The sequence below is a fragment of the Streptomyces sp. genome (assembly GCF_031181705.1).
Classification (GTDB): domain Bacteria; phylum Actinomycetota; class Actinomycetes; order Streptomycetales; family Streptomycetaceae; genus Streptomyces.
This window is the reverse complement of record NZ_JAPSKN010000003.1, coordinates 20,587-37,573: the sequence shown is the minus strand read 5'-3', so window position 1 is coordinate 37,573 and position 16,987 is coordinate 20,587. Positions and strand designations below refer to the sequence as shown.

Below are 16,987 nucleotides of genomic sequence, written 5' to 3'. Positions count from 1 at the left end.
ACCGTCAAACCCCTGTACGAGAGGACCCACCCATGGCCGACGCCCCCGCCGGCAAAGTGACCTTCGTCGGTGCCGGCCCCGGCGCCGCCGACCTGCTGACGTTCCGCGCCGCGCGCGCCATCGCCGAGGCCGACGTCGTGATCTGGGCGGCCAGCCTGGTCCAGGCCGAGGTCCTCGACCACGCGCGCGAGGACGCGGAGGTCCTCGACTCGGCGACCATGTCCCTGGAGGACGTCGTCGCCGTGTACGAACGGGCCCGCCGCGACGGCCTGAAGGTGGCCCGTATCCACTCCGGCGACCCCGCCCTGTGGGGCGGCACGCAGGAGCAGCTCGACCGGTGCGCCGAGCTCGGCATCGCCACCGAGATCGTGCCCGGTGTCTCCTCCTTCTCGGCCGTGGCGGCGCTGGCGCAGCGCGAGCTGACCATCCCGGAGGTCGCGCAGTCCGTGGTGCTGACCCGGCTCGGCGGCGGCAAGACGCCCATGCCGCCCGGCGAGGAGGTCCGCGAGTTCGCCAAGCACGGCACGACCATGGCCGTGTTCCTGTCCGCCGCCCGCAGCGGGCAGCTGGTGCGGGAGCTGCTGGAGGGCGGGTATCCGACGACGACCCCGGTCGTGGTGGCCTACCAGGCGACCTGGCCGGAGGAACTGGTCGTGAAGTGCACGATCGGCACGCTGGAGGAGACGGTCAAGGAGCACAAGCTCTGGAAGCACACGCTGTTCCTGGTCGGCCCGGCCCTCGACGCGCACGGCACGCGCTCGCACCTGTACCACCCGGGGCACTTCCACGGCTACCGCAAGGCCGACCCTCAGGCCCGCCGGGCGCTGCGCGAGCGGGGGGCGAGTACGTGATCACGGTGATCGGTACGGGGACGGGGGCGGTGCCTTCCGGTGACGTCCTCGCCGGTGCCGGACTGGTCGTGGGCGGGCGGCGGCACCTGGACGCCGCCCGGCTGCCGGACGGCGCCGAGCGGGTCGTGCTCGGACCGCTCGCACCTGCCCTCGACACCATCGGGGAGTACCTCGCGAAGGACCGGCCGGTGGTGGTGCTGGCCTCCGGGGACCCCGGGTTCTTCGGGATCGTCCGGGTGCTGGCCGAGCGGTTCGGGCCGGAGCGGCTGGACGTGCGGCCCGGGGTGTCGTCGGTCGCCGCCGCGTTCGCGCGGACCGGGCTGCCGTGGGACGACGCCGTGGTGGTGAGCGCCCACGGGCGTGGGCTGCGCACGGCCGTCAACGTGTGCCGGGCGCGGGCCAAGACGGCCGTGCTGACCGGGCCGGGTGCCGGTCCGGCCGAGCTGGGTGCGGCCCTGGCGGGCTGGAACCGGGTGCTGGTCGTCGCCTGCGGGCTCGGCTCGGCGGACGAACGCGTGGAGCGGGTGACGCCCGCCGAGGCCGCCGTCCGGGACTGGGGCACGGCGGTGAACGTGGTGCTGTGCCTGGAGGAGACGCGGGCGCTCGGGCCCGTGCGCACGGTCGCGGGACCCGGGGAGCAGCCGGCCGGCTGGGCCCTGGATGAGGCGGAGTTCGCCCACCGCGACTCGATGATCACCAAGTTCGAGGTGCGGGCGCTGGCCCTGGCCCGGCTGGGTCCCCGGCTGGGCGACCTGGTGTGGGACGTGGGCGCGGGCTCCGGCTCGGTGGCCGTGGAGTGCGCCCGGCTCGGGGCGGCGGCCGTCGCCGTGGAGAAGACGCCCGACGGGGTCGAGCGCGTCCGCGCCAACGCCGCCGCGCACGGGGTGGACGTGCGCGTGGTGCACGGCACGGCGCCGGCCGCGCTGGACGGGCTCGCCGACGACCCGGACGCCGTGTTCGTCGGGGGCGGCGGGCGGGAACTGCCCGCGATCGTCGCCGCGTGCGCCCGGCGGGCCCGGCGCGCGGTGGTCGTCGCGATGGCCGCGCTCGACCGGGTGCCGGCCGTCCGCGGGGCCCTGACGAGCGCCGGGTTCTCCTGCGACGGGGTGCTGTCGCAGTCGTCCCGGCTCGCGCCGCTGCCGGGCGATGTGACCCGGCTGGCGGCGACCAATCCGGTTTTCCTGTTGTGGGGTGTCCGTGAGCCCCTGGATCGTGAGGGAGTTGCCCAGTGATCGGCCTCATTTCCGCCACCGCGGCGGGGGCGGCGGCACGCGACCGGCTGGCCGCGGCGTGGCCGGACCGCACCCGCGTGTACGAAGGGCCCGTGGGGGACGCCGTCCGGCGGGCGTTCGCGGAGTGCGAGCAACTCGTGTGCTTCCTGGCGGCCGGGGCGGTCGTCCGGATCGTCGGCCCGCTGCTGGCCGACAAGGCGAGCGACCCGGGCGTGGTCTGCGTGGACGAGGCCGGGCGGTTCGCCGTGCCGCTGGCCGGCGGGCACGGCGGCGGCGCGAACGAACTGGCCCGCGCGGTCGGTGAGGTGCTGGGCGCGGAGCCCGTGGTGACCACGGCGACGGACGCCGCCGACCTGCCCGGCCTCGACACGCTCGGACTGCCCGTGGAGGGCGATGTCGCCGGGGTCTCGCGGGCCCTGCTCGACGGTGAGCCGGTGGCGCTGCGGGCCGAGGTGCCCTGGCCGCTGCCGCCGCTCCCGGTCGGGGCCGAGGGGGCGTACACGATCCGGCTGACCGACCGGCTCGTCGGGGCGGCGCCGGGTGAAGTGGTGCTGCGGCCCCCGTCCCTCGTCGTCGGCGTGGGCGCCTCCTCGGGCGTGCCGGCCGAGGAGGTGCTGGGGCTGGTCGAGACGGCGTTGCGGGAGGCGGGGCTGTCCGCCCGCAGCCTCGCCGAGGTCGCCACCGTCGACGCCAAGGCCGAGGAGCCCGGGATCGTCGAGGCCGCGCGGCGCCTCGGGGTGCCGCTGGTGACGTACCCGGCCGGGGAGCTGGCCGGGATCGAGGTGCCCAATCCGTCCGACGCGCCCCTCGCCGCCGTCGGCACGCCCTCCGTCGCGGAGGCCGCGGCCCTCCTGCGCGGCGGCGAACTCCTCGTGCCGAAGCGGAAGTCGGAGCGCGTCGACGGCACCCCGGCGATGGCGACCTGTGCCGTCGTACGGCGGCCCGGGCGCGGGCGGCTGGCGGTGGTCGGGCTCGGGCCGGGCGCCCGGGACCTGCTGACGCCGCGTGCGAAGGCCGAACTGCGGCGCGCCGCCGTGCTCGTCGGGCTCGACCAGTACGTCGACCAGATCCGGGACCTGCTGCGGCCCGGCACGCGGGTGCTGGAGTCGGGGCTCGGGGCCGAGGAGGAGCGGGCCCGCACCGCCGTCGAGGAGGCCCGCAAGGGGCAGGCCGTCGCGCTGATCGGCAGCGGCGACGCGGGCGTGTACGCCATGGCCTCGCCCGCGCTCGCCGAGGCGTCCGACGACATCGACGTGGTCGGTGTGCCCGGGGTGACGGCGGCCCTCGCGGCGGCCGCGATCCTCGGTGCGCCGCTCGGCCACGACCACGTGTCGATCAGCCTGTCCGACCTGCACACGCCGTGGGAGGTCATCGAGCGCCGGGTGCGGGCGGCGGCCGAGGCGGACATCGTCGTCACCTTCTACAACCCCCGTTCACGCGGCCGGGACTGGCAGTTGCCGAAGGCCCTGGCGATCCTCGCCGAGCACCGGGCGCCGGCCACGCCGGTCGGTGTGGTCCGCAACGCCTCCCGGCCGGACGAGTCCAGCCGGCTCACCACGCTGGGCGCTCTCGACCCGGCGACGGTCGACATGATGACGGTCGTGACCGTGGGCAACACGGCGACCCGGGAGATCGCGGGGCGCATGGTGACGCCGCGCGGCTACCGGTGGCAGAGCGGGCGGGAGGGCGCCGCGTGAACCGCGTCGTGCACCCCATCGAGGTGGAGTCCTACCGTCGGCTGCGCGCCCGGCTGGACACCTCGCACCTCCCGCCGCTGACCCGGGCGGTCGTGGAGCGGGTCATCCACTCCGCCGCCGACCTCGACTACGCCACCGACCTGGTGATGGCCGAGGCCGACCTGGAGAAGGCGCACGCCGCGCTGCACGCCGGGGCGCCCGTCGTCGTGGACGTGGAGATGGTCGGGGCCGGCATCACCCGCCGCGAGACCGTCTGCCGGCTGAGGGACGCCGAGTCCGGGCCCGGGCTGACCCGGTCCGCGCACGCGATCCGGCTCGCCTACGAGCAGGTCGGGCCGGGCGCCCTGTGGGTGATCGGCAACGCCCCGACCGCGCTGGAGGAACTGCTGACCCTGGACGCCGAACCGGCGCTCGTCATCGGCCTGCCCGTCGGGTTCGTCGGCGCCGTCGAATCGAAGGCCGCGCTGCGCGAGAGCGGGCTGCCCGCCGTGAGCAACGTGTCCGAGAAGGGCGGCTCGGCGGTCGCCGCCGCCGCGCTCAACGCCCTGCTGTACCACCCCGCTTCCGCCGAGGAGAAACTGTGACCACCCCGCCCGCCCTGCTCATCGCCGGCCACGGCACCCGGGACGACGCCGGAGCCGAGGCGTTCCGCGACTTCGTACGGGAGCTGGGGGCCCGCCACCCCGAACTGCCCGTCGCGGGCGGCTTCATCGAACTGTCCCCGCCGCCGCTGGGCGAGGCCGTGACCGAACTCGTGGAGCGGGGCGTGCGGCGCTTCGCCGCCGTGCCGCTGATGCTGGTGTCGGCCGGGCACGCCAAGGGCGACATCCCGGCCGCGCTGGCCCGCGAGAAGGAGCGCCACCCCGGCATCTCGTACACCTACGGGCGTCCCCTCGGCCCGCACCCGGCGCTGCTGAGCGTGCTGGAGCGGCGGCTGGACGAGGCGCTGGGCGCCGGCCCCGGGCGCACGCCCGGGGACCGGTCCGAGGTGACGGTGCTGCTGGTGGGGCGCGGGTCGACGGACCCGGACGCCAACGCCGAGGTGCACAAGGCGGCGCGGCTGCTGTGGGAGGGGCGCGGCTACGCGGGCGTGGAGACGGCGTTCGTGTCGCTGGCGGCGCCGGACGTGCCGAGCGGGCTCGACCGGTGCGTGCGGCTGGGCGCCCGCCGGATCGTGGTACTGCCCTACTTCCTGTTCACGGGCATCCTGCCGGACCGGGTGCGGCAGCAGACGGAGGGCTGGGCGGCCGCGCACCCGGAGGTCGAGGTGCGCTCGGCCGACGTCATCGGTCCCGAGCCGGAGCTGCTGGACCTGGTGTGGGAGCGGTACGAGGAGGCCGTCAAGGGCGACCTGCGGATGAACTGCGACTCGTGCGTGTACCGCATCGCGCTGCCTGGCTTCGAGGACAAGGTGGGGATGCCGCAGCAGCCGCACTTCCACCCGGACGACGACGACCACCACCACGGTCATGGCCACGGGCACGGTCATCACCACGGCGCGCACTCGCATGCGCGCTGACAGCGGGCACGACCTGCGCCACCACGGGGACGCGGAGGTCCGGGACCACGGCGGCTCGCTGGTCGACCTGGCCGTGAACGTCCGCGCGGACACGCCGCCGGTGTGGCTGCGGGAGCACATCGCGGCGTCGCTCACCGGACTGGCCGCCTACCCGGACGGGCGGGCGGCGCGCGCGGCGGTGGCGGCGCGGCACGGTGTGCCGGTGGAGCGGGTGCTGCTGACGGCGGGCGCCGCGGAGGCGTTCGTGCTGCTGGCCCGGGCGCTGAAGGTACGGCGGCCGGTCGTGGTGCATCCGCAGTTCACGGAGCCGGAGGCGGCGCTGCGGGACGCGGGGCACACGGTCGGGCGGGTGCTGCTGCGGGAGGAGGACGGCTTCCGGCTCGACCCGGCGGCCGTCCCCGAGGACGCGGACCTCGTGGTGATCGGCAACCCCACGAACCCGACGTCGGTGCTGCACGCGGCGGACGCCGTGGCCTCCCTCGCGCGGCCCGGGCGGGTGCTCGTGGTGGACGAGGCGTTCATGGACGCCGTGCCCGGTGAACGGGAGTCCCTGGCCGGGCGGGTCGACGTGCCCGGTCTCGTGGTGCTGCGCAGCCTGACCAAGACCTGGGGGCTGGCCGGGCTGCGCATCGGGTACGTGCTGGCGGCGCCCGAGACCGTGGCGGACCTGGAGCGGGCCCAGCCGCTGTGGCCGGTGTCGACACCGGCGCTGGCGGCGGCCGAGGCGTGCGTGGCGCCCCGGGCGGTGACCGAGGCCGCGCACGCGGCCCACCGCGTCGCGGCGGACCGCGCGTACCTGCTGGCCGGCCTGGCCCGCTTCACCCCGGCCGGGCTGCGGGTGGTCGAACCCGCGCAGGGCCCGTTCCTGCTGATCCGCCTGCCGCGGGCGGGGGCCGTGCGCCGCCGCCTGCGCGACCTCGGCTACGCCGTGCGCCGCGGGGACACGTTCCCGGGCCTGGACGAGGAGTGGCTGCGCCTGGCGGTCCGGGACCGCACGACCGTCGACGGCTTCCTGACGGCGCTGGAGCGGGCCCTGAGGAGCTGACCGGGCGCTGTGGCGTGAGCCCCCGAGCACGCGAGGTTCCGCACGACCGCGGAGGGCACGCGCCGCGGTCTCCCTCCCCCGGGGCACGGGATGCCCGTGCGGCCCGCCCCTTCGGCCGGGGTCGATCGGGTCCCCGTGCCGTCGCCGTCACGGCCGGATCGATCGGGTCCCCGTGCGGCCGCCGCCCCGGCCAGGACGATGGGCCCCCTCGAGGTCCGCCCCCTCGGCCCGGTCGATCGGGTCCCCGTGCGGCCGCCGCCCCGGCCAGGACGACACGGGGCCCACTGCGGCGACCCCCGCGACGCCGGGCCGCGGCGCCGGCCACGCCGCCAGCTTGCGGCGACACCCGCGAAGCCGGCCGCGAAGCAGCCGCGGCGCCGGGCTGCAGCGTCACCCGCGCCGCCAGCCTGCGACGACACCGGCGACGCCCGGCTACGGCGTCACCCGCGCCGCCGGGCCAGGAGCACCGCTCCCCCGCCCCCGGCCAGCAAGACCACCGCGCCGCCCACGAGGTAGGGCGTCGACGAACCGCCGCCCGTCTCGGCCAGGTCGGCCTCTGCGGGGGCGCCCTGGGGCTCGATGCCGGCGGGTGGGGCGGAGGGGGTCGTCGCGGGGCTGGGAGTCTTGCAGGTCGCCTCGGCCAGGGTGAGCGTGCCGTCGACCTCGGCGACGTTCAGCTTCAGCGGGTTGACGGAGACCTTGAGTTCGAGGGCGGTGGCGGCGGCCGAGCGGGCCGTCGTCCGGGTGTTCGACAGGTCCAGGCGCACCTCGCCGACGCCCGGCACCGTGACGTCGGTCGGGCCGCCGGCGGTCAGGTTCACGCGCTTGCCCAGCACGGTGACCGAGCCGGGCAGGTCGGTCGTGGCGACCGGCTTCCTCCCCACCTCGCACGTGGCCGTGGAGGTGACCTGCTCGATCTCGATCAGCGACAGCAGCGGCAGGCCCGGGACGTGCAGGCGGGCGTGGGCCAGGGTGGTCTTCCCCTCGGCCTTCGCGGCGGTCGTGGTGGCCGTCGCCCGGGCCACCTCCGCGCGCAGCACGCTGAACGGCCGGCCGCCGTCCACCGCGTCCAGACGGGCCGTCAGCGTGGTCTTCTCGGCGCTGCCCGGGGCCTCGACCTCGTTGAGGGAGACGGCCAGCGGGGCGTTGACCGACTTGTTCAGCAGCGAGACGTCGAGGCCGGTGCGCAGGACGGCGGCGCTCGCGCGCCCGTGGTCGCCGGTGGCGTGCGCCGGGCTCGCGCCGGCCAGGACCGCGGGTCCGGCGGCGAGGGCCGTCGCCGTGGCGAGGACCGCCAGACGGTGTGCGGGCATGCGGAAGGAAGTGCTGTTCACGGCGGGGACTCCCAGAAGAGACAGGCTCGGGACCCGGACAGAATCACCCCGCCGCGCGCCCCCCGTCAGCGATCCGACAGCGCTTCACCCCAACGGGGCGATATCGCCAATGGATGCGAATCTCGCGGCACAGGCGTTCCCCGGCGTGGCCCTCACGCCCCGCCCACCACACGCCCGTTGAGCACCACCCGACGCGGGGCCGCCAGCACGCGCACGTCCGCGCGCGGGTCCTCGTCGTAGACGACGAGGTCGGCCGGGGCGCCCTCGTCCAGGCCGGGCCGGCCGAGCCAGGCGCGCGCCTTCCAGGTGCCGGCCGCCAGGGCCTCGACGGGCGGGATGCCCGCGGTGACCAGTTCGGCGACCTCGGCCGCCGCCAGGCCGTGGGCGAGTCCGCCGCCGGCGTCGGTGCCGACGAAGACGGGGATCCCGGCGTCGTAGGCGCCCCGGACCGTGTCGTAGCGGCGGGCGTGGAGCCGGCGCATATGAGCCGACCAGCGCGGGAACTTGGCCTCGCCGCCGTCGGCGAGCCGCGGGAAGGTGGCGATGTTGACGAGGGTCGGCACGATGGCGACGCCCCGCTCGGCGAACAGCGGGACGAGGTCCTCGGTCAGGCCCGTCGCGTGCTCGATGCAGTCGATGCCCGCCTCGACGAGGTCGCGCAGGGAGCTCTCGGCGAAGCAGTGCGCGGTGACGCGGGCGCCGAGCCGGTGCGCCTCGGCGATCGCCGCCTCCACCGCGCCGCGGGGCCAGCAGGCCGACAGATCGCCGAGGTCGCGGTCGATCCAGTCGCCGACCAGCTTGACCCAGCCGTCGCCGCGCCGGGCCTCCTGGGCGACGTAGGCGACCAGGTCGTCCGGTTCGATCTCCCAGGCGTAGTTGCGGATGTAGCGCCGGGTGCGGGCGATGTGCCGCCCCGCACGGATGATCTTCGGCAGGTCCTCGCGGTCGTCGACCCAGCGGGTGTCGGAGGGCGAGCCCGCGTCGCGGATCAGCAGGGTGCCCGCGTCCCGGTCGGTCAGCGCCTGCTGCTCGGCGACGTCCCGCGGGACCGCGCCGTGCCGGTCGAGCCCGACGTGGCAGTGCGCGTCGACGAGGCCGGGCAGCGCCCAGCCCTCGACCGTGCGGACGTCGCGGGCACCGGCCGGCCGGTCGTAGGAGATACGGCCGTCGACGACCCACAGTTCGTCCCGGACGTCCTCGGGCCCGACGAGCACCCGTCCCTTCACGTGCAGCACCGCGTGATCGCTCATGCACGGCACCTTAGTGAGCCGCGGGCGGCACCTCGCAGGGGGGCGGGCGGTCCCCCCTGGGCCTCGCGTACGGGGGGCGCGGTACCCGCCGGTTACCCTCGTTGCCGTCGAACCTGTGAGTGAAGAGAGCATTGCTGTGACGCATCCGTTTCTGGACCTGGCCCCGCTCGGCGCGGACCGTTTCGCCGCGATCGAGGACCGTGTGGCGCGGCTGCTGAGCACCGAGCAGGACGTCGTGATCATGCAGGGCGAGGCGCTGCTGCCGTTGGAGGGCGCGATCCGCGCCACGGCCGGTCCGGGAACGACGGCGCTGAACGTCATCACGGGCCCCTACGGGCAGACCTTCGGCGACTGGCTGCGGGACTGCGGCGCGACGGTGATCGACCTGGCGGTGCCCTTCCACACGGCGGTGACCGCCGAGCAGATCCGGGAGTCCTTCGCCGCGCACCCGGAGATCGACTTCGTGTCCCTGGTGCACGCGGAGGCGGCCACCGGCAACACCAACCCGGTCGCGGAGATCGGCGAGGTGGTGCGGGCGCACGGGGCGCTGTTCTACCTGGACGCGGTGGCGTCGATCGGGGCCGAGCCGGTGCTGCCGGACGCGTGGGGCGTCGACCTGTGCGTCATCGGCGCGCAGAAGGCGATGGGCGGCCCGGCCGGGGTGTCGGCGGTGTCGGTGAGCGAGCGGGCCTGGGCCCGGATGGCGGGGAACCCGCGGGCGCCGCGGCGGTCGTACCTGTCGCTGCTGGACTGGAAGGAGCGGTGGATCGACGGCGGCCGCAAGGCGCTGCTGCACGCTCCGGCGCAGTTGGAGATGCTCGCGCTGGAGGCGTGCGTGGAGCGGATCGAGGCGGTGGGCCTGGACGTGGTGATGGCGCGGCACGCGTCGGCCGCTGCGGCCACCCGCGCCGGGGCGGTCGCGCTCGGCGGCGGGCTGGAGCCGTACGTGCGCGAGGCCCGGGACGCGGCTCCGGTCGCCACGACCCTGCGCGTCCCGGCCGGGGTGGTCGCCTCGGAGCTGGTGGGGCGGGCGCTGGCGGCGGACCCGGCGCTGCCGATCGCCGCCGGCGGGGGTGCGCTGGCCAAGGAGATGATCCGGGTCAACCACTACGGCGCCGACGCGACGCCCGGGGCCGTCCGGGCCGGCCTGACGGCGCTCGGGGCGGCGCTGGCCGAGCAGGGCGTGACGGTGGACGTGCAGGGGGCGCTGCGGGCTGTCGAGGACGCGTGGCGGTCCCCGGCCCGCCGGTGACCGGCCGGTGAATTCCAGGTGTTTTCCGAGTTTGCCCGCATGTAAGCTGGAACACAATGAAGAATTCTTCCAAGAATAGCTTCCCGTACTCTTCTGCCCGCTTTTGCAGGTCCTAAACGCGCAGATTTCGAGGACCTTTCGCGAGGTAATTCCGGCAGATCCCGTGGGGGCTACATGGCTGTGACGCGTTACACACAGCGCCCCTTTTGCCCGGTATTACCCGGACATTCTCGGGCATCCCGCCGCACCTCCCGCCCCAGCCTCGCGTTCGCGCGATAACACAGAGCGGGGTCATCCGTAACCCCGATCGGCGATGCATTTTTGAATATCGCTGGGTAAGTTCGATTTGCATGACCGCCGTTCAAGCTGATGTGCAAATCGACCGACCCACAGTGGCCGACGGGGCCGCACTGTGGCGGATGGCCAAGGACTCGAAGGTTCTCGACCTGAACTCGTCCTACAGCTATCTGCTGTGGTGCCGCGACTTCGCCGCCACGTCGGCCGTCGCGCGTGACGAGCGCGGCGAGCCGATGGGCTTCCTCACCGGGTACGTGCGACCGGACAGCCCGCACACCCTGCTGGTGTGGCAGGTGGCCGTGGACGAGGCGCACCGCGGGCGCGGTCTGGCCGCGGCGCTGCTCGACGGTCTGGTCGCGCGGACCGTCGCCGAGCGCGCGGTGACGACGGTGGAGACGACCATCACTCCGGGCAACGCCGCCTCGGAGCGCCTGTTCACGTCCTTCGCCGAGCGGCACGGCGCGCCGCTGGAGCGCGAGGTGCTGTTCGACACGGGCCTGTTCCCCGACGGGCCGCACGACCCGGAGGTCCTGTACCGCATCGGACCGCTGCCCCGCTGAGACGTCCCGCCCGCCCCCCGCAGACTTCACAGACTTCGCAGTTCGCACACTTCGCAGTTCGCACACTTCCCCCACGCACCGAGGAGCGATTCGTCGTGACCATCACCCAGCCCGACCTGAGCGTCTTCGAGACCCTGGAGTCCGAGGTGCGCAGCTACTGCCGCGGCTGGCCGACCGTCTTCGACCGTGCGGTGGGCAGCCGCATGTACGACGAGGACGGCCACGAGTACCTCGACTTCTTCGCCGGAGCGGGGTCACTGAACTACGGGCACAACAACCCCGTCCTGAAACGCGCGCTGATCGACTACCTGGAGCGGGACGGCGTCACGCACGGGCTCGACATGTCGACCACGGCCAAGCGCCGCTTCCTCGAGACCTTCCAGAACCTGCTGCTGCGCCCGCGCGACCTGCCGTACAAGGTCATGTTCCCGGGCCCGACCGGCACCAACGCCGTGGAGTCCGCGCTGAAGCTGGCGCGGAAGGTGAAGGGGCGCGAGGCGATCGTGTCGTTCACCAACGCCTTCCACGGCATGTCGCTGGGCTCGCTGGCCGTCACCGGCAACGCCTTCAAGCGGGCCGGCGCGGGCATCCCGCTGGTGCACGGCACACCGATGCCGTTCGACAACTACTTCGACGGCCAGGTCCCGGACTTCCTGTGGTTCGAGCGGCTCCTGGAGGACCAGGGCTCAGGCCTGAACAAGCCGGCCGCGGTGATCGTGGAGACCGTGCAGGGCGAGGGCGGCATCAACGTGGCCCGGCCCGAGTGGCTGCGCGCGCTGGCCGACCTGTGCGAGCGGCAGGACATGCTGCTGATCGTCGACGACATCCAGATGGGCTGCGGCCGCACCGGCGCGTTCTTCTCCTTCGAGGAGGCGGGCATCACCCCGGACATCGTCACCGTCTCCAAGTCCATCAGCGGCTACGGCCTGCCCATGTCGCTGTGCCTGTTCAAGCCCGAGCTCGACATCTGGGAGCCCGGCGAGCACAACGGCACCTTCCGCGGCAACAACCCCGCGTTCGTCACGGCGACCGCGGCCCTGGAGACGTACTGGGCCGACGGCTCCGCGATGGAGAAGCAGACCCGCACGCGGGGCGAGCAGGTCGAGCAGGCGCTGATCTCCATCACCGAGGAGAACCTGGCCGACGTGAAGGAGTACCGGGGCCGCGGCCTGGTGTGGGGCATGGAGTTCCACGACAAGGCCCGCGCCGGCAAGGTCGCCAAGCGCGCCTTCGAACTCGGGTTGCTCATCGAGACGTCCGGCCCGGAGAGCGAGGTCGTGAAACTGCTTCCCGCGCTCACCATCACGCCCGAGGAACTGGACGAGGGCCTCAGCACGCTGGCCCGCGCCGTCCGCGAGACCGCCTGACCTCACCGGCACCACAGCACCACCCACCTAGGAGGCATCGCAGCACCGTGATTGTCCGTTCGTTCAAGGAGATCGAGGGTACCGACCGGCACGTGAAGGCGGCGTCCGGTACGTGGGAGAGCAAACGCATCGTCCTCGCCAAGGAGAAGGTCGGCTTCTCCCTGCACGAGACGATCCTGTACGCGGGTACGGAGACGTCGATGTGGTACGCGAACCACATCGAGGCCGTGGTCTGCGTCGAGGGCGAGGCCGAGCTGACCGACCACGAGACCGGGCGGAAACACACCATCACGCCCGGCACCATGTACCTCCTGGACGGGCACGAGAGGCACACGCTGCGGGTCAAGGAGGACTTCCGCTGCCTCTGCGTGTTCAACCCGCCCGTGACCGGACGGGAGGACCACGACGAGAACGGCGTCTACCCGCTGCTCACCGAGGAGGTGTGACGTTTCCATGACCGCCACGACCGACACGACCACCACCACCGGTATGCCCGACCTCTACCCCACGCGCGGTACCGCCGAGGTGCTCACCCCGCGGCAGGACCCGGTCGTCTGGGGCGCGCCCGACGCGCCCGGGCCGATCGTGCCGGCCGACCTGCTGTCCTTTGAGCGCGACGGCTTCCTCGCCATCGACCAGCTCATCACGGACGACGAGGTCACCGTCTACCGCGACGAGCTGAACCGGCTGGTGAACGACCCGGACATCCGTGCCGACGAGCGGTCGATCGTCGAGCCGAAGTCCAAGGAGATCCGCTCGGTCTTCGAGGTGCACAAGATCAGCGAGGTCTTCGCCAAGCTGGTCCGTGACGAGCGGGTCGTGGGCCGGGCGCGGCAGATCCTCGGCTCGGACGTCTACGTCCACCAGTCGCGGATCAACGTCAAGCCGGGGTTCGGCGCCAGTGGCTTCTACTGGCACTCGGACTTCGAGACGTGGCACGCCGAGGACGGTCTGCCGCGGATGCGCACGGTGTCGGTCTCGATCGCGCTGACCGAGAACCACGACACCAACGGCGGGCTCATGATCATGCCGGGGTCGCACAAGACGTTCCTCGGGTGCGCGGGGGCCACGCCGAAGGACAACTACAAGAAGTCGCTGCAGATGCAGGACGCGGGCACGCCCTCGGACGAGGCGCTGACCCGGTTCGCCACCGAGCACGGCATCAAGTTGTTCACGGGCAGGGCCGGTTCGGCGACGTGGTTCGACTGCAACTGCATGCACGGCTCCGGCGACAACATCACGCCGTTCCCGCGCAGCAACGTGTTCATCGTGTTCAACAGCGTGGAGAACACGGCGGTGGAACCGTTCGCGGCACCGGTGCGGCGGCCGGAGTTCATCGGGGCGCGGGACTTCACGCCGGTGAAGTGAGCGCGTGAACAAGCTGCCGGGTGGGGCCTCCTCGTGTGGGACGGGAGACCCCACCCGGTTTTTTCACGCCCTCATGCCGTCACGCCCTCATGCCGTCACGCCCTCATGCCTTGAGGGCGTCCAGCAGCCGGTCGACGTCCGCCGCCGTGTTGTAGAGGTGGAACGCGGCCCGCAGGTTCCCCGCCCGGTCGGACACCTGGATGCCCGCCTCGCTCAGCTCCCGCTGCCGGTGGCCGAGCCCGGGCACGGACACGATCGCCGAGCCCGGCGCGGGCACCGGCTCGTGTCCCAGCTCGGCGAGCCCGGTCCGGAAGCGGTCCGCCAGCGCGACGTCGTGGGCGTGCACCGCGTCGACGCCGATCTCCTCGAGGAGTTCCAGGGAGGCCCGCAGCCCGGCGTGGCTGAACAGGGACGGACTGATGTCGAACCGCCGCGCGGAGTGGGCGTGTTCCTGCACCGGGCCGTAGCAGCTGTCCCAGGGCAGCTCGCCGGCGACCCAGCCGGCGAGCAGCGGCGTGAGCCCGCCGAAGTCCCGGGGGGCGACGAAGAACGCGGCGCCGTGCGGCCCGAGGAGCCATTTGAAGCCGACGGAGGCGAGGAAGTCGTCGGCGTCTCCGTCCATCGGCAGCCAGCCGGCGGACTGGGAGACGTCGACGTACGTGCGCGCCCCGTGCGTCCGGGCCGCGTCGCGCACCGCGGGCAGGTCCGCGAGCCGGCCGTCGGCGGACTGGGCGCTGCTGACCGCGACCAGCGCGGTGCCGGGCCGGACGGACTCGGCGAGCCGTTCCAGGGGCACGGCCCGCACCTTGAGGTCGCCGCGCTCGTGGAACGGGTTGACCAGGGAGGCGAAGTCGCCCTCGGCGGTGAGGACTTCGGCCCCGGCGGGCAGGGAGGCGGCGATCAGGGCGCCGTACTCGGCGACCGAGGCCCCGGTCGCGACCCGCTCGGCGGGCACACCGGCGAGCCGGGCGAAGGAGGCGCGGGCCGCCTCCACGTCCTCGTGCAGGGGACCCAGGGGCGTGCCGTCGGCCCGCATCCGCACCGCCTGCTGCACGGCGGTGACGGTACGGGCGGGCAGGAGCCCGTTGCTCGCGGTGTTGAGGTAGGTGTGCTTCGGGGCGAACTCGGCACGGACGAGGTTGTCGAAGGTCTCCATGGGACCACTCTGCGTCCCCTCGATGTCCCCGTCCATTGCCGATTTCTGCGTGATGTCGCCAAGAATCGCTTATGGATGCGCCCTGAGCTGGGTGTTTCAGCGCTGGGGCACCGCACAGCCGTCCGGGCCGCAGGCGCCGTCGGTGTCCGCGCCGTCGACGGTCTCCAGGGGCGCGCGGTCGCCGTAGGCCTGGGCGAGGGCCCGGGTGAAGACCTCCGCGGGCTGGGCGCCGGAGACGCCGTACTTGCGGTCGAGGACGAAGAACGGCACCCCGCCGGCGCCGAGCTGCGCGGCCTCCCGCTCGTCGGCGCGGACGTCGTCGGCGTACGCGCGGGGGTCGGCGAGCACCGCCCGTGCGGCCTGCTCCTCCAGGCCGGCGGCGACGGCGAGTTCCACCAGACGCTCGTCGTCGTTGAAGACGGAGCGCTCGTCGGCGAAGTTGGCCCGGTACAGCAGGTCGAGCAGCCGCTCCTGGCGGCCCTGTTCCTTGGCGAAGTGGAGCAGGCGGTGCATGTCGAAGGTGCTGCCGTGGTCGCGGCCGCGGGTGCGGTAGTCGAGCCCCTCGGCGGCGGCCTGGGCGCCCAGGTTGTCCTCACCGGCCTCGGCCTGCGCGGGGCTCATCCCGTACTTCCTGGTGAGCATGTCGATCACGGGCTGGACGTCGTCCTTGGCGCGCCCCGGGTCCAGCTCGAAGGAGCGGTGCACCACCTCGACCTCGTCGCCGTGCGGGAACTCCCGCAGCGCCTTGTCGAAGCGGGCCTTGCCCACGTAGCACCAGGGGCAGGCGATGTCGCTCCAGATCTCGACGCGCATGACTTCGGCTCTCTCCAGCTCTCGGGGTACGGAGGCTCCCTCCGCCGGGTATGTGAACGTTCAAGCAGGGCGTTTCATTCCCGGGGCAGGGCGAACCGCATCCGCAGGTGGTGGTCCCCCGGCTCCGCCGGTTCGGGCACCCAGCCGTGCCGCCGGTAGAAGTCCTGCGCCCGCCGGTTGTCCACGTGCACGTCGAGCACGGCGGTGCGCCTGCGGTCGGCCTGCCACTCCTCGACGCAGGCGGCGTGCAGGGCGCTGCCGACGCCCCGGCGCCAGTGGTCCGGGTCGACGTGGAACTGGAAGAGCTTCACCGCGTCCGACGGGGCGCCCTCGGGGGTGCGGAAGGACGCCAGGCCCGCGATGCGCCCCTCCTCCACGACGCACAGCACCCGCCCGTCCGGCCGGGTGAGGGCGCTGCGCCAGGCGGCGTGCCAGTCGGTGCCGTCCTGCGGCACCCCGCCGGGGTAGTACGTCGCCCGGGCCCGGGCGTGCAGCGCGACGACGTGCTCCACCTCGGCGGGCAGCACCGTACGGATCACGCGGCCGGAGGTCACTCTGTCCCTGATCATGGAACGGAGGACGATATCCGGCCGGGAGGCGGTTCCGCGCCCGGGTTCAGCTGCCGTCCCGCAGGTCGGCCGGCCAGTGCGGCCTGAACTCGATGTGGTCGTAGGTCACCACGCAGCCCTCCCCCATCGGCGACTGCGTCATGAACCCGACCAGGGCCGCGCCCGTCTCCTTCTCGTCGCCCAGGGTGAACAGGCGGACGAAGGTCCAGCGCTCCCCGTCGCGTGAGGCGTGGAAGGCGAACGCCCGGCCGGTGCGGCTCACCCGGAGCCAGACGGAACTGCCGTCCACCGTGAAGGAGTTGGCGTCGTCCGAGTGGCCGCGGGTGACGACCGTGCAGACGGTGGGGACGTCCGGGGAGTACTCCAGGCAGAGCTTGGCCCAGGCCCGCTCGCCCACGTGGACGTAGAGCACCCCCGCGTCGAAGGCCGCCGCGAACCCGACCGTGACCCTGGCGATCAGCTGGAAGTCCCCTTCGGGCGCCCCCAGCAGCCGCGGCGCGTCGGAGGCCGGGTCCAGCCCCTCCCCGGTGGGCGGCACGAACCGGTCCTGCCGCGCCCCGGCCCAGCCGGTGAGCACGCCGTCCTCGTAGGACCAGTGCGCCTCGGGCCCGTAGGAGCGCAGCGGGAACGGCAGTTCGGGAAGTTCGAGATCCATTCGGCCCACTCTTCCAGACGCG

17 protein-coding genes are annotated in these 16,987 nt (G+C 73.8%); 11 read left to right on the top strand and 6 right to left on the bottom strand.

The annotated features are described in order from the left end of the window. Nucleotides 1–32: 32 nt before the first annotated feature. From cobM to cobC, 6 genes are read left to right on the top strand one after another with little or no spacing between them, the layout of a single operon-like run. Nucleotides 33–851: a precorrin-4 C(11)-methyltransferase gene (gene cobM, locus RIN80_RS01320; protein WP_309093575.1), complete on the top strand. Its 819-nt coding sequence runs from the start codon at nt 33–35 to the stop codon at nt 849–851. Next, on the top strand, nt 848–2,083 hold the full coding sequence (gene cbiE, locus RIN80_RS01315; protein ID WP_309093574.1) for a precorrin-6y C5,15-methyltransferase (decarboxylating) subunit CbiE: 1,236 nt from the start codon (nt 848–850) through the stop codon (nt 2,081–2,083). The genes cobM and cbiE overlap by 4 nt, the downstream gene beginning before the upstream one ends. Beyond that, nucleotides 2,080–3,780, top strand: coding sequence for a precorrin-3B C(17)-methyltransferase (cobJ, locus tag RIN80_RS01310; protein ID WP_309093573.1), 1,701 nt, complete (start codon nt 2,080–2,082; stop codon nt 3,778–3,780). Before cbiE ends, cobJ begins: the two co-directional genes overlap by 4 nt. After that, a complete protein-coding gene (locus RIN80_RS01305) occupies nt 3,777–4,364 on the top strand; it encodes a precorrin-8X methylmutase (RefSeq protein WP_309093572.1) in 588 nt (195 codons plus the stop codon). The genes cobJ and RIN80_RS01305 overlap by 4 nt, the downstream gene beginning before the upstream one ends. Then, nucleotides 4,361–5,299: a sirohydrochlorin chelatase gene (locus tag RIN80_RS01300; protein ID WP_309093571.1), complete on the top strand. Its 939-nt coding sequence runs from the start codon at nt 4,361–4,363 to the stop codon at nt 5,297–5,299. Before RIN80_RS01305 ends, RIN80_RS01300 begins: the two co-directional genes overlap by 4 nt. Further along, nucleotides 5,289–6,344, top strand: a complete 1,056-nt coding sequence (cobC, locus tag RIN80_RS01295) for an Rv2231c family pyridoxal phosphate-dependent protein CobC (RefSeq protein WP_309093570.1) — start codon at nt 5,289–5,291, stop codon at nt 6,342–6,344. The genes RIN80_RS01300 and cobC overlap by 11 nt, the downstream gene beginning before the upstream one ends. Nucleotides 6,345–6,784: 440 nt before the next feature. On the opposite strand, the gene RIN80_RS01290 is transcribed toward cobC, so the two are convergent. Both RIN80_RS01290 and RIN80_RS01285 read right to left on the bottom strand, forming a co-directional pair. Then, nucleotides 6,785–7,678, bottom strand: a complete 894-nt coding sequence (locus RIN80_RS01290; protein WP_309093569.1) for an SCO1860 family LAETG-anchored protein — start codon at nt 7,676–7,678, stop codon at nt 6,785–6,787. 152 nt (nt 7,679–7,830) lie between these two features. Next, nucleotides 7,831–8,928, bottom strand: coding sequence for an amidohydrolase family protein (locus RIN80_RS01285; RefSeq protein ID WP_309093568.1), 1,098 nt, complete (start codon nt 8,926–8,928; stop codon nt 7,831–7,833). A 136-nt stretch (nt 8,929–9,064) separates the two neighbouring features. On the opposite strand from RIN80_RS01285, the gene RIN80_RS01280 reads away from it, so the two are divergent. The 5 genes from RIN80_RS01280 to thpD all read left to right on the top strand — a co-directional run bounded on the left by RIN80_RS01280 (nt 9,065) and on the right by thpD (nt 13,772). Then, complete coding sequence (locus tag RIN80_RS01280; RefSeq protein ID WP_309093567.1) at nt 9,065–10,180, top strand: aminotransferase class V-fold PLP-dependent enzyme; 1,116 nt, start codon at nt 9,065–9,067, stop codon at nt 10,178–10,180. Nucleotides 10,181–10,530: 350 nt separating this feature from the next. Then, a complete protein-coding gene (ectA, locus tag RIN80_RS01275; RefSeq protein ID WP_309093566.1) occupies nt 10,531–11,037 on the top strand; it encodes a diaminobutyrate acetyltransferase in 507 nt (168 codons plus the stop codon). A gap of 95 nt (nt 11,038–11,132) precedes the next feature. After that, on the top strand, nt 11,133–12,404 hold the full coding sequence (gene ectB, locus RIN80_RS01270) for a diaminobutyrate--2-oxoglutarate transaminase (protein ID WP_309093565.1): 1,272 nt from the start codon (nt 11,133–11,135) through the stop codon (nt 12,402–12,404). A gap of 47 nt (nt 12,405–12,451) precedes the next feature. Continuing rightward, nucleotides 12,452–12,850 (top strand): ectoine synthase, encoded by a 399-nt coding sequence (locus RIN80_RS01265; protein WP_094056451.1) that lies wholly within the window; start codon nt 12,452–12,454, stop codon nt 12,848–12,850. Nucleotides 12,851–12,857: 7 nt separating this feature from the next. Continuing rightward, nucleotides 12,858–13,772 carry an ectoine hydroxylase gene (gene thpD / locus RIN80_RS01260; protein WP_309093564.1) on the top strand — a complete coding sequence of 305 codons (915 nt, stop codon included), beginning with the start codon at nt 12,858–12,860 and terminating at the stop codon, nt 13,770–13,772. Between the two features lie 103 nt (nt 13,773–13,875). On the opposite strand, the gene RIN80_RS01255 is transcribed toward thpD, so the two are convergent. The 4 genes from RIN80_RS01255 to RIN80_RS01240 all read right to left on the bottom strand — a co-directional run bounded on the left by RIN80_RS01255 (nt 13,876) and on the right by RIN80_RS01240 (nt 16,965). Then, the gene (locus RIN80_RS01255; protein WP_309093563.1) at nt 13,876–14,928 is read right to left on the bottom strand and encodes an aminotransferase class V-fold PLP-dependent enzyme; all 1,053 of its coding nucleotides are present in this window, start codon (nt 14,926–14,928) and stop codon (nt 13,876–13,878) included. 96 nt (nt 14,929–15,024) lie between these two features. Further along, nucleotides 15,025–15,741, bottom strand: a complete 717-nt coding sequence (locus tag RIN80_RS01250) for a DsbA family oxidoreductase (protein ID WP_309093562.1) — start codon at nt 15,739–15,741, stop codon at nt 15,025–15,027. 74 nt (nt 15,742–15,815) lie between these two features. Next, a complete protein-coding gene (locus RIN80_RS01245) occupies nt 15,816–16,310 on the bottom strand; it encodes a GNAT family N-acetyltransferase (protein ID WP_309093561.1) in 495 nt (164 codons plus the stop codon). 46 nt (nt 16,311–16,356) lie between these two features. Further along, nucleotides 16,357–16,965: a DUF1349 domain-containing protein gene (locus RIN80_RS01240; protein ID WP_309093560.1), complete on the bottom strand. Its 609-nt coding sequence runs from the start codon at nt 16,963–16,965 to the stop codon at nt 16,357–16,359. Nucleotides 16,966–16,987: the final 22 nt, after the last annotated feature.

Coding starts and splice junctions, on each gene's coding strand:
- thpD (WP_309093564.1), top strand. CDS start 12,858: ATGACCGCCACGACCGACACGACCACCACCACCGGTATGCCCGACCTC.
- RIN80_RS01250 (WP_309093562.1), bottom strand. CDS start 15,741: ATGCGCGTCGAGATCTGGAGCGACATCGCCTGCCCCTGGTGCTACGTG.
- cobM (WP_309093575.1), top strand. CDS start 33: ATGGCCGACGCCCCCGCCGGCAAAGTGACCTTCGTCGGTGCCGGCCCC.
- RIN80_RS01245 (WP_309093561.1), bottom strand. CDS start 16,310: ATGATCAGGGACAGAGTGACCTCCGGCCGCGTGATCCGTACGGTGCTG.
- ectA (WP_309093566.1), top strand. CDS start 10,531: ATGACCGCCGTTCAAGCTGATGTGCAAATCGACCGACCCACAGTGGCC.
- RIN80_RS01255 (WP_309093563.1), bottom strand. CDS start 14,928: ATGGAGACCTTCGACAACCTCGTCCGTGCCGAGTTCGCCCCGAAGCAC.
- cobC (WP_309093570.1), top strand. CDS start 5,289: ATGCGCGCTGACAGCGGGCACGACCTGCGCCACCACGGGGACGCGGAG.
- RIN80_RS01240 (WP_309093560.1), bottom strand. CDS start 16,965: ATGGATCTCGAACTTCCCGAACTGCCGTTCCCGCTGCGCTCCTACGGG.
- RIN80_RS01285 (WP_309093568.1), bottom strand. CDS start 8,928: ATGAGCGATCACGCGGTGCTGCACGTGAAGGGACGGGTGCTCGTCGGG.